Genomic DNA, 11,435 nt, shown 5'->3' with positions numbered 1-11,435 from the left:
TTTGTTGTTTATGAAGTTTTTGAAGCTTGCTTAAATAAAACTCTATAAACAACAAAAGAAATGAGCAAAGCGAATGGTTATATTTTGTGATTGAAGCCCCCCCTTTTTAGGATCATGAAATAATCCCTCGCTCTCCGCCAAAAACAAAAGCCCAAAGTAATTTGGGCTTTTGTTTTTTATAATATTTTACAAGCTTTTTTATATTACTATATTCTATAGGGCTGCCTCTTCCTGGGATCATAAAATAATCCGCCACACTTTCCAAATATTAAAAACGATCGGTATCGAAATAACAAGCATACTTTATTCTATCAAAGATTTTTTAAATTGCAAGATAAAGAAGTCTAGGATTTCAACTTTTTTATTTTTTGGAAAATGGAATTAAAGACAATTCGAAATTGTTTTAATTTCCACTGATAATTTAAACAAACCGATGATATTAGAATTAGCGATATTACATGTAAAAGCAGGTAAGCGCCTTGCATTTGAAAATGATTTCATCACAGCTAGCCAATATATTGCAGCTATTGACGGCTATATAGGGCATTCACTAAAAAAATGTATCGAGGTAGAAAACCAGTATGTACTTCTTGTGGAGTGGAGTTCTGTAGAAGCACATGAAATTGGATTCCGCCAGTCTCCGCAATATTTAAAATGGAAAGAGTTGCTTCACGACTATTATGATCCCTTTCCTCAAGTTTTTCATTACGAAGATTTACCTCAAAAAATATGATAAATTATAATAACAAACGTTTTTCTGCTGTAAACAATAGCAATAATGGAGAAACATCCCATGAAACTGTTTTTCATTATAAACAGGTTGACTCTATTGTAACAGCTCAATATAACGGAGGTAAAATCATCCATGGTCAATTGATTGGTCTCGTGAATGAGCAGGGGGAAATTGATATGCGCTATCAACAGGTGAATAGAGAAGGAAAATTAATGACAGGAATGTGTAAATCTAAACCCGAAATCTTACCGAATGGAAAAATAAGATTACATGAAAGCTGGCAATGGACTTCGGGAGACCTATCTTCGGGGCAGTCTATTATTGAAGAGTTGTAAACCATATTTTGAATACCAATACTAAAACAATAAATAATGAATTTCACGTTCCACCAGATCAATAACATTAAAGTAGCAGAATTAATTTCCGATGGTCTAGTCATAAAAACGGCAGATGATGCCGTAGATTTAATAGGAAATCTTTATTATGAGGATCTCTCTAAAGTAATCGTACACGAAAAAAATTTGATATCAGATTTTTTTGATCTTAAAAATAAAATCGCAGGAGAAGTATTGCAAAAGTTTTCTAATTACCGCATGCAAATCATTATTATAGGTGATTTTTCAAAATTCACTTCCAAAAGCATGATTGATTTCATATATGAAAGTAATAAAGGAAGACAGGTTAATTTTGTAAAAACACTAGAGGAGGCACTATCACTTCTTGCAAAATAAAAAGCATGAAGGAGTGATTTTGAACTTTCACAGGCAATTCAAGTATTATTCATAAGCTTGAATGAAGTATAAAATTTAAATTTTCTATTTTTTAAAAAAAACCTGCTTCAGCAACAAAACTGTTAGATAGGAAAAAAACAACAGCCAATATTTGCTGGCTCACATAAAAAGCCCTAGCTTTACCTCAATATGAACCGCTTTAGACTACATATCGCAAGAAAATCGCAACGCATCTTATTTGTCGTTGCAACGGTTTTTTGTGTACTGTTGACTTCCTGTGCAATAAAAAGTAGCATCAAAAGCTGGGCAGATATAACAAGTAATACAGCAAAAGCTCCGATAAAAAATGGAAATCTATTTTCCAGCAACGGAGCTGAAAAATGTATCAATAGTGAAAGCACAGATACACAGATATCACAAGCTGTTTCTTTTCATGTTGGTGATTTTGCTCCACTTGTATTATTTACCCTTGCGTTTATGTTGCTGCTTAACATTGTTATCCGCAGTCAACAAGTACACCCCAATTATGGTCATCTGAAACTATCAGGCTCCATTCCTATTTTTATAAGAGATCGCAATCTCCAAATTTAGTACTTCTTTTTACCTTCCTATAATCCTATTGATCATAACTTTTCAATAGGCAAAACTTCTATTTTATTCTAGACAGCTTGTTGTTATTTCAACGGCTTTTCAAAACGTAATATCATTATGATAAAAGACATAGTGGCAGCTATATGTATGTGGCTTGCCCTTGCATCCGTACTACCCTTATACGGACAGCAAAAAAAAGAAAACACACTGGGCAGTTTATGGTCTCAGGTGGAAGAAAACTACCCTGGAATAGCTGTTAAAAAAAGTGCTATAAATGCGGCCGAGCTAAATGCCAAAGCTGTAAAAAGTGCTCATCTTCCACAAGTAAAAACACAATTTCAAAACACCTATGGCACTTATGAAGGAAGTGCCGGAGCTTTCTTTCCGCAGCCCGGTTTTTTTAATGTAAGCGGTAATCCTGGAGCATTAGAAGGAAGCAATTTAGCGGCAAATAGCTTTGCTTCGGCTACTGTTGAATGGGAATTATTCACCTTTGGTAGACTTAAAAAAGAAAATGAAGTGGCAGAAACGCTAGTTCAGAAAAAAGTGAGTGAACAGGAAGCTTACATCCTAAATCTCAAAAAAGTACTTTCTGAACGCTACATCACATTACTTTATAATCATGCAAAATTAGATTGGTCGAAAAAAAATACGGAACGCTTAGATGATATCCGCAAGATCAGTTCAGGTTTAGCTGCTTCAGGTCTTAAACCTGCTGCAGATAGTCTTTTGGCTACTTCTTCTTATGTGCAGGCAATGGGTGAGCATGATAAATGGAACGGTAATAAGTATGCTTCCTATATCAAACTCCAAGAACTATATGGTCAAGATACTGTTATGTACAGTTCATCCATTCGGCATTTTTCAGCTCCCATGGAAAGTCAGGATGTAAATGCTAGTCAGGGCATCAACGACAGTCATCCAATATTAGCTGCATTAGGCAAACAGGTGCAATACTATACGCAAAGCGGAGAAGCCCAAAAGAGAGCAGCGATGCCATCATTAAAGCTACTAGGTGGCTATGCTTACCGAGGAACAGGTGTTAACTCCAATGGTAAAAGTTCAAGTGCATGGCAAGACGGTTTTAGAAATAACACGAATAATATGCTTGTCGGTATAGGCATAACATGGAATATAACAAGTTTATATACAAACCGATTAAAAGGTAAAGGATTATTTGAAGAAGCCAACAGCGCTAAATTATTACAAACGCAATATCAGGATGCGATGGAAGCAGATCTATCAGCATCTCAAACAAAAAGCCACTGGCAATATAAGCAGTTACAAAAATCTCAAATAGCTGTTAAACAGGCACAAGATGCTTATGGTATGTACCTAGCCCGTTATAAAAGTGGACTGATCACGCTTAGTGAATTATTACAAATCCGCATTTTACTTGAACAGGCCGAGAATAATCATATCGAAGCCTCCCGTTCGTACTGGATGTTACTGGCATATGAGTCAGAGCTAACGGCCAATTTCGATTATCTGTTTAATAACCTTTAATATATAGATATGAATCTAATAAGATTTGCGCTCAGGAAACCCATTGCTATCATGGTAGCGGTCATTACGATTGCCTTTTTTTCTTATAGCACAATAAAAAAAATCAATGTAGACATCTTTCCTGAAGTTGAATTACCAGCGATGTATATCGCTATGCCTTATGGCGGATTATCCCCGGCCTATATGGACGGATTTATGGCAAATGAATTTCAGAAGGTGCTCCTATTTGTCAGCGGTGTTAAAAATATAGACTTTAAAAGTGTTCAGGGGCTCAGCCTGATGAAGCTTACCTTTTATCCAGGTACCAACATGGCACAAGTAGCCGGAGAAGTATCTACTTCAGTTTCAAGAGCGATGGGCTTTCTACCTGCTGGTGCAGTACCGCCGATGGTAGTCCGTTTTGATGGAAGTTCATTACCGGTAGGTCAGTTGGTCTTTGAAAGTGACAAACTCTCGATCAATGAAATACAGACACTTGTGTTAACCAAAATCAGACCGATGTTTGTCGAAATCCCCGGGATCACCGCACCCGCACCTTTTGGAGGTAATGCGCGTTCAATTGTCGTCGATATTGATCCCGAAGCGATGCAGGCCAGCGGACTAAGTGCCGAAGACATTACAATTGCCATCACCAAAAGCAGTATTCCTTCTCCTGCCGGAAATATCCGTATAGGCGATGAAAATTTAATGGCTCCAATTAACTCAATCGCTAAAAATCCGGAGGAGTTTTTAAATACACCGATCAAGACCACTGACAACCGTACCATCTATGTCAGAGATGTCGCTTCTGTGTCAGATGGCGCAGATCAAACAGTGGGATATGCATTGGTCAACGGGAAACGCTCCGTATACCTTCCTATCATCAAAAAAGCAGATGCTTCTACACTAGATGCTGTAAATAATTTAAAGTCCTCCATGGATAAATTAAAGAATCAACTTCCGGAAGATGTGGATGTCCGTTACGAGTTTGATCAATCCAAATACATTGAGCGCTCACTTTCTAATCTGATACATGAAGGCATACTCGGTGCTGTTTTTACGGGATTGATGATTTTCTTATTTCTAGGAGATACGCGGGGGGCTTTTATCGTAGTACTGACAATACCGATCGCTATACTCTCGGCTGTTATGGTTCTTTACCTATTTGGACAAACCATCAACATCATGACACTAAGCGGCTTAGCCCTATCGATCGGTATTCTTGTCGATGAAGCTACAGTGACGATCGAAAACATCCATCAACATATGGAAATGAAAAAAGGAAAACAGCGCGCTATTTTAGATGCGTTGCTTGAAATATCTGTTCCAAAGCTTTTAATTCTACTTTGCATTCTAGCAGTGTTAACTCCTGCTTTCATTATGACCGGTATTCCTAAGGACATGTTTATTCCTTTATCAATGGCAGTAGCATTTGCAATGATAGCATCCTTTATTGCCTCTCAAACATTCGTACCTATTTTGGCGAATTGGTTAATGAAAAATAAACAGGAAATTGTAAGTAAAACGAACAGAAAAAAAGCTTTTTTGAGAAATTCAGAGTAAATTATTCTTACAGAATGCGTAAGTGGTCCGCAAAATCACTTGGTCTTTTTTTACTCTATATCGTACTTTCGGGGGGAACAATCGGTTTGTTATTAAATTTCGTCGGAACCGATGTCATGCCTGTATCAAATAGCGGTGACTTCCAATTACGAATACAAACCCCACAAGGAAGCAGAATCGAAAAAACAGAACAGATCGTCAACTCCATTACTGATGATATCAAAACACAGCTTCCTGAAGATGGCATAGCGATAACTTCTGCTTTCGTGGGCATGCAACCTGCAACATCCCCGATCAATCCTATTTTTCTGTTCACAAGTTCTTCACATGAAGCGGTACTGCAAGTATCCGTAGATCAAAATTTGTATACTGGATCTATGGAGGACCTGAAAGAAAAAATAAGAACTTCAATAACTCAGAATCATCCACAGATAAAGTTCAATTTTGAACCGATGGAACTGACAGAAAAAATAATGGGACAGGGAGCTATGACGCCCATTGAAATTAAAGTTGGTGCCGGACAGCTTAAAGCAGCAAATACACATGCTTCGAAAATTGAATCGAATTTGAAAGAAATAACTTATTTACGAGATGTACGAATTGCCGAACCAATCGCCTACCCTACTCTTGAAATTGAAGTTAACCGTGACCTAGCCGGACAGTTTGGATTGACCATGCAGGAAATTACGAAGAGCTTAGTGACCGCCACCTCTTCTACCCGTTTTACAGATAAAAATCTTTGGGTAGATCCGAAATCGGGGCTTGTTTTTCAAGTTCAGGTTCAGATCCCCGAGCATATCATGTCATCAGAAGAAAGGCTTAAATCGCTTCCTTTAAAGAAAGGAAACCTCCGTCCGGTACTTGAAGATATTGCTACTGTTCGCCGAGTAACCGCTCCGGCACAAGTAAACCGCAAAGGTCCTAACCGATATGTCACGATCATAGCAAATGTCTACAATCAAGATTTGGGAACAGCTTCTACAGCCGTAAAAAAAGCTATAAAAGATGCGGGCGAACCTCCACGTGGTGTTAGTATATGGACTGAAGGTACAATGCAACTTCTTGACGACACATTAGGCAATCTTTTGACAGGATTAGCTGTAGCTATTATTGCTATTTTCTTGATGTTATCTGCGTACTACCAGTCTTTTAAAGTTCCTTTAATTATCCTATCAGTCATTCCTGCTGTGATTACGGGGAGCTTAATTATATTATTTCTTACGAACAGTACTCTTAATTTACAATCATATATGGGTATTATCATGTCCATTGGTGTATCGGTATCCAATGCCGTATTGCTCATAAATCAAGCTGAATATTACAGAAGAAACATGGCCTTAAAACCTACAAACGCGGCAAGATTAGCTGCTTCGTCAAGATTGCGTCCAATATTAATGACTGCCGCGGCCATGCTTGCCGGTATGTTGCCTATGGCGATAGGTATTGGAGATGGCGCCGAACAAGTAGCACCTCTCGGTAGAGCTGTTATCGGCGGTCTTATTGCATCTACAATTGTTATTTTACTGCTTCTACCGCATTTCTTTTCTTCACTCATGTCCAGAACATCAGTTAGTAGCCCATCTCTAGATCCTGATGATGAAACAAGTCAGTATTATTCTAATAAAAAAACATCATCCCTATAAAATATCACATCATGAATACGACAATCTCTAAATATAAAATATCAAGTTTAACTGGCTTTGCTTTGCTCCTAATTACATGTATGTCATGCGCTCAGCAAGAACAAAAAACTAAAAAAGAGAATAAAAAGGTGGACAAACAAATAAATTATAGTACCGTGGCGGTACAGTTCATAAATCCGGAATATGAGATTTCAGTTCCAGCAGAACTGAAACCTTATGAACAGGTGGCTGTTTTTGCAAAAGTATCAGGATTTGTAAAACAGTTATATGTAGACCGTGGTGATCATGTACGTAAAGGACAGCTGTTGGCGATACTAGAGGCCCCTGAAATGAATCAACGATATCTTTCTGACAAAGCTACTGAGCAAAAGATATATAACGATTACCTCTTTGCACAACAAGCATACGATCGTTTGAAAGATGCATCAGCGACAGCCGGTGCTGTAGCGGCAATTGAATTAGACAGAGCAAAAAGTTCTGTTGAAAGTGCACGTGCAGCTTACGAAGCTTCTAAAGCAGGTACGACCCATACATCACAATTACAGCAATATCTGCGTATCACTGCCCCTTTCGATGGCGTGATTACAGAGCGAAATGTTTCCGTAGGAGCATTGGCAGGAACTTCATCCAACCAGTCGCTGTTCATGATGGCACAAGGTAATAAATTACGCTTAACTTTGTCACTTCCAGAAAAACATGCGGCTTCTGTTCAGCAAGGTGTCCAAGCGAATTTCACCGTAAGTTCACAGCCTGGAAAAACATTTGAGACAACATTATCCCGTACTTCAGGGTTACTGAATCAGCAAGATCGGTCACTAACACTAGAATTTGATGTCAACAATCCATCACGCGAATTACAAGGAGGCGACTATGCACAAGTTAAATTAAAACTAAAACGTAAGACTCCATCTAGTTGGGTACCTAAAAAAAGTGTTCTAACGACACAGGCTGGCACTTTTATACTTATATTAGACGATCAAGAAATTAAACGCATTCCTGTCAAGGAAGGCGTACATTTGGATACGTTAACGGAAGTATTTGGCCAAATTTCGACAGAAAGTCAAATCATATTAAAGCCATCAGAAGAAATTAAAGAAGGAAAAATAAACAAATAGAAATAAATATGAAAATCCAATTCAATAGGAAAATGATCGGCATGCTTTTGATTGCATGCAGCATTACAGCTATATCCTGCAATTCAAAAACTAAAGACACGCAAAATTCGAAGTCGGACGAAACAGCAGAGGATAGTACAGTGGCTACTAAAGCTATCCAAGCAAACGAGGTAAGCTTTAAAGATGAAGATGGAAAAGATATCACCCTAAGCTCACTAAAAGGTAAAGTGGTATTCATTAACTTTTGGGCGACGTGGTGCCCTCCCTGTATTCATGAAATGCCTTCTATCAACACTTTAAAACAATCCTTTAAAGGTAATGATGACATCGTATTTTTAATGGTAGATGTAGATGGCACGATGGAAAAATCAAAAGCATTTATGACCGAAAATAAATATGATTTACAAGTGTATATTCCAAATGGCGATATTCCGCAAGATTTCTTAGGAAATGCAATACCAACTACGGTAATCATTAACAAAAAGGGAGAGATGGTAGATCGTATGGAAGGTGGGCGTGATTACGCAGATCCTGAAATAGCAAAATCTTTGAATGAGCTTATTCAAAGCAATTAATACCTTATTGTAAAAAATGTAGCTCATTATTAATATAGTGAGACCAAAAGCTTCATCTGTCCACGATGAAGGCTTTTTTTATACTCATTAATTTACTTCTCCCGAAGTGAGCAATCAAAAGAATCCAATGCTCAAGCACTGCAAAGAAATGTTACTTCTATATTAAACAATAAGAAAGCACTTTTACTAGACTTTTTTACAAAACAGCATGAAATAATCTTTGAACTTAAAAAAATATTGAATTATTATATTTTTTCCTTCATTATATAGATTTATCTCCTTATTTTTATATATGAGCAAAGCAAGTTGTGCTCATTAGTAACCAAATAGACTATAAAATACGCGATATAGATTAAAATCTATAGCTCATAATTCCCTGTTCTTTTACATTAACTATTTTATATGAAAAAAAACTTACCTTTTGCAACATGCACTTTAATTGGATTTTTACTTTTATACAGTATATCGGCTCGCGCCCAAGTGCCCGATAGTACGCAAGGAGAAATTTTAGAAAGTTACCCCAAATTTCAGTTCAAGGGGCTTTTTCAAGGAAGGTTTACAACAAGTCTTAAAAAAATGTTGATGTAGAAGGCCTTCACCATACAGATGATAAGGGCACAAATAATTCCTTTTCGCTCAAATACATGCGCGCGCAACTCAAAGGACAAATTAGCAGAAGAGTAGAAGTTGTTGCTTTAGCAAATTTTGCTGATTTTAAAAATGATCCCAAGACCCGAGTTTTAGAGAACGCTTATCTACGGTACAGTTTTAATCCCAAAGTTGCCATTACTGTTGGTCAGTTCAGACCTTGGTTTGGACTAGAAGAAACCTATCCCGTGGATATCATCAAATCATTGGAATGGTCTAACCAATATACCGAATTTGGAAAAAATGGTTGGACAAGTTTTCAAATTGGGGCTTCCGTAGGCGGTACATTACCTTTAGGGACCATACCAATGCGTTATGCCGTTTCTGTTGTGAATGGAAATGGAAAAAATCAGGTTTCGGATAAAGATAATGGAAAACAATTTTTAACAAGGATCGTATTTGATCTGGCAAAAAAATATGATTTCAGTATTGGTTTAAACGGAGGTACAGGTACCGTGTTTAAAAGAAATGTACATGCTTTAGCATTTGATGTATCGTCTAAATTTCAGCTTGCGCATAAATGGAATATAGATTTTCAGATCGAAGCTAAGCAGGCGATTAATCACAATCTATACTTCAGTCTCGAAGAAACAGAGCGACTACAAGATATTTATCAATACCAAATGCGAGGAGCTTACTTCTTACCGAATATGCGTTATGAAATTGATTATAAAAACCTGAAAGCTATTGAGTTTTCTTGTAGATATGAATACTTAGATACTGATTTCAGACAAAAATCTAATCCCAGACAGTCTTTAGTCCCTATGGTAAGCTTGGAATTTCTCAAAAACTACGGGGCTAGAATACAAATGGGTATGCAGATGGATTATTATAAACATCAAATTGAAAGTACAAACAAATACAATGGTAATTTGTTCATTTTACAAGTACAAAGTCGATTATAACCTTAAACAAAAAATATGAAAGAAGTGGACATTAAAAAGATGGGTATAACCTTTGCTTTCGCATTGATTATTTGGTTTATACCTATACCAAAGGGTGTGTTACCCGAGGCTTGGCACCTATTTGCTATATTTGCGGCAACAATCCTGGGTATCATCCTAAAAGCTGCCCCTATGGGTACCATGTGTATGTTGGCCATTGGGTTCACCGCTTTTACACAGGTTCTGGCTCCTGGTAATGCCTCTCTATCCATTACCAAATCATTAAGTGGCTTTGGTGATAAAGTAATCTGGCTTATAGGAATCTCATTTTTTATAGCAAGAGGTTTTATTAAAACCGGCTTAGGAAATAGAATAGCATTTATATTTATCAAAATATTCGGAAAAAGTTCTTTGGGATTAGCTTATGGATTGGGGCTTGCAGACGTTTGTCTTGCTCCTGCTATTCCTAGTAATACTGCCCGTGGTGGAGGTATCATCTACCCCATTATGAAATCAATGGCTATTAGTTTTGGATCTCTGCCAGAAGATCCGAGCACTCATAAAAAATCGGTTCATATCTAACGCTTAATAGTTATTACATGAACCTCATTGCCTCATCAATGTTTCTTACCGGAACAGCGAGTAATCCCATGTGTCAGAAATTCGCTGCAGATTTGGGAATAAATATCACTTGGATGTCGTGGGCTGCAGCTGGATTTGTACCCGGAATTGTTGCATTTTTTATTGTTCCGTTAGTTTTATACAAATTATACCCACCAGAACTAAAAAAAACTGCTGATGCACCTAAGATGGCTACTGAAAAATTAAAAGAAATGGGTGCTATTAAAACAAATGAATGGCTGATGCTACTTGCTTTTTTTATATTGTTGGGATTATGGATTTTCGGAGGATCACTATCCATAGATGCCACAACTACAGCATTTATTGGACTGACACTGTTATTGCTCACATCTGTCCTGACTTGGGAAGATGTAAAATCAGAGAAAGGAGCATGGGACACCATTGTGTGGTTTGCAGTACTTGTCATGATGGCCAGCTCTTTAAATGAACTTGGTTTTATTGGCTGGTTCAGTGATTTGATCAAAACGGAGATCGGCGGATTAAATTGGATTGTTGCCTTTCCTGTAATCATTTTAGTCTATTTCTACAGCCATTATATTTTTGCCAGTGCCACTGCACATGTTGCGGCAATGTACGCCGCTATGCTCGGAGTAGGAGTTTCCTTAGGTATACCAGGTATGCTATTGGCGATGATGCTTGGTTTCGTAGGATCTATATATGGTGTCCTTACACATTATGGACATGGTCCTGCTCCTGTTTATTTCGGTAGTGGCTATGTAGATCTCAAGTCATGGTGGGTAAAGGGTTTTGAAATTGGAGTGCTGTTACTCGTGATCTACATGGCAGTTGGTGGTCTGTGGATGAAAATAATCGGTTATTATTAAT

The 11,435-nt window shown here is 37.5% G+C and carries 12 protein-coding genes and 1 pseudogene; 12 read left to right on the top strand and 1 reads right to left on the bottom strand.

The genetic code is table 11. From position 1 onward, the window contains the following. Positions 1-112: 112 nt before the first annotated feature. A complete protein-coding gene (locus L950_RS29555) occupies positions 113-265 on the bottom strand; it encodes a hypothetical protein (protein WP_197086273.1) in 153 nt (50 codons plus the stop codon). A gap of 168 nt (positions 266-433) precedes the next feature. On the opposite strand from L950_RS29555, the gene L950_RS06070 reads away from it, so the two are divergent. From L950_RS06070 to L950_RS35055, 12 genes and pseudogenes are all read left to right on the top strand, one after another. Further along, complete coding sequence (locus tag L950_RS06070; protein WP_021189519.1) at positions 434-733, top strand: antibiotic biosynthesis monooxygenase family protein; 300 nt, start codon at positions 434-436, stop codon at positions 731-733. Next, positions 730-1,068 carry a hypothetical protein gene (locus L950_RS06065; protein WP_021189518.1) on the top strand — a complete coding sequence of 113 codons (339 nt, stop codon included), beginning with the start codon at positions 730-732 and terminating at the stop codon, positions 1,066-1,068. Before L950_RS06070 ends, L950_RS06065 begins: the two co-directional genes overlap by 4 nt. Positions 1,069-1,104: 36 nt before the next feature. After that, the gene (locus L950_RS06060; protein WP_021189517.1) at positions 1,105-1,464 is read left to right on the top strand and encodes a DUF4180 domain-containing protein; all 360 of its coding nucleotides are present in this window, start codon (positions 1,105-1,107) and stop codon (positions 1,462-1,464) included. Positions 1,465-1,653: 189 nt separating this feature from the next. Further along, on the top strand, positions 1,654-2,055 hold the full coding sequence (locus L950_RS06055; protein ID WP_021189516.1) for a hypothetical protein: 402 nt from the start codon (positions 1,654-1,656) through the stop codon (positions 2,053-2,055). Positions 2,056-2,172: 117 nt separating this feature from the next. Next, the gene (locus tag L950_RS06050; protein ID WP_031287990.1) at positions 2,173-3,561 is read left to right on the top strand and encodes a TolC family protein; all 1,389 of its coding nucleotides are present in this window, start codon (positions 2,173-2,175) and stop codon (positions 3,559-3,561) included. A 9-nt stretch (positions 3,562-3,570) separates the two neighbouring features. Continuing rightward, positions 3,571-5,103 carry an efflux RND transporter permease subunit gene (locus L950_RS35070; RefSeq protein ID WP_262507005.1) on the top strand — a complete coding sequence of 511 codons (1,533 nt, stop codon included), beginning with the start codon at positions 3,571-3,573 and terminating at the stop codon, positions 5,101-5,103. A gap of 14 nt (positions 5,104-5,117) precedes the next feature. Beyond that, on the top strand, positions 5,118-6,746 hold the full coding sequence (locus L950_RS35065) for an efflux RND transporter permease subunit (RefSeq protein ID WP_262507004.1): 1,629 nt from the start codon (positions 5,118-5,120) through the stop codon (positions 6,744-6,746). Positions 6,747-6,874: 128 nt separating this feature from the next. Further along, on the top strand, positions 6,875-7,861 hold the full coding sequence (locus L950_RS06040; RefSeq protein ID WP_231576917.1) for an efflux RND transporter periplasmic adaptor subunit: 987 nt from the start codon (positions 6,875-6,877) through the stop codon (positions 7,859-7,861). Between the two features lie 8 nt (positions 7,862-7,869). Beyond that, positions 7,870-8,436, top strand: a complete 567-nt coding sequence (locus L950_RS06035; RefSeq protein WP_021189513.1) for a TlpA family protein disulfide reductase — start codon at positions 7,870-7,872, stop codon at positions 8,434-8,436. Between the two features lie 641 nt (positions 8,437-9,077). Continuing rightward, positions 9,078-9,989, top strand: a pseudogene (locus L950_RS06030) (porin); the annotation flags it as partial. 15 nt (positions 9,990-10,004) lie between these two features. Then, a complete protein-coding gene (locus tag L950_RS35060; protein WP_262507003.1) occupies positions 10,005-10,550 on the top strand; it encodes an anion permease in 546 nt (181 codons plus the stop codon). A 17-nt stretch (positions 10,551-10,567) separates the two neighbouring features. Continuing rightward, positions 10,568-11,434, top strand: coding sequence for a DASS family sodium-coupled anion symporter (locus tag L950_RS35055; protein WP_316930548.1), 867 nt, complete (start codon positions 10,568-10,570; stop codon positions 11,432-11,434). Position 11,435: the final 1 nt, after the last annotated feature.

Origin of the sequence: Sphingobacterium sp. IITKGP-BTPF85 (genome assembly GCF_001006065.1) — a bacterium.
GTDB classification, from domain to species: domain Bacteria; phylum Bacteroidota; class Bacteroidia; order Sphingobacteriales; family Sphingobacteriaceae; genus Sphingobacterium; species Sphingobacterium anhuiense.
The sequence above is the reverse complement of the archived record's forward strand: the minus strand, read 5'-3'. Positions and strand labels throughout refer to the sequence as shown.

Bases quoted from the DNA above. Each gene is read 5' to 3' on its own strand.
- L950_RS06060 (WP_021189517.1), top strand. From the start codon at position 1,105: ATGAATTTCACGTTCCACCAGATCAATAACATTAAAGTAGCAGAATTA.
- L950_RS06035 (WP_021189513.1), top strand. From the start codon at position 7,870: ATGAAAATCCAATTCAATAGGAAAATGATCGGCATGCTTTTGATTGCA.
- L950_RS35060 (WP_262507003.1), top strand. From the start codon at position 10,005: ATGAAAGAAGTGGACATTAAAAAGATGGGTATAACCTTTGCTTTCGCA.
- L950_RS06055 (WP_021189516.1), top strand. From the start codon at position 1,654: ATGAACCGCTTTAGACTACATATCGCAAGAAAATCGCAACGCATCTTA.
- L950_RS35070 (WP_262507005.1), top strand. From the start codon at position 3,571: ATGAATCTAATAAGATTTGCGCTCAGGAAACCCATTGCTATCATGGTA.
- L950_RS06050 (WP_031287990.1), top strand. From the start codon at position 2,173: ATGATAAAAGACATAGTGGCAGCTATATGTATGTGGCTTGCCCTTGCA.
- L950_RS35065 (WP_262507004.1), top strand. From the start codon at position 5,118: ATGCGTAAGTGGTCCGCAAAATCACTTGGTCTTTTTTTACTCTATATC.
- L950_RS06070 (WP_021189519.1), top strand. From the start codon at position 434: ATGATATTAGAATTAGCGATATTACATGTAAAAGCAGGTAAGCGCCTT.
- L950_RS06065 (WP_021189518.1), top strand. From the start codon at position 730: ATGATAAATTATAATAACAAACGTTTTTCTGCTGTAAACAATAGCAAT.
- L950_RS35055 (WP_316930548.1), top strand. From the start codon at position 10,568: ATGAACCTCATTGCCTCATCAATGTTTCTTACCGGAACAGCGAGTAAT.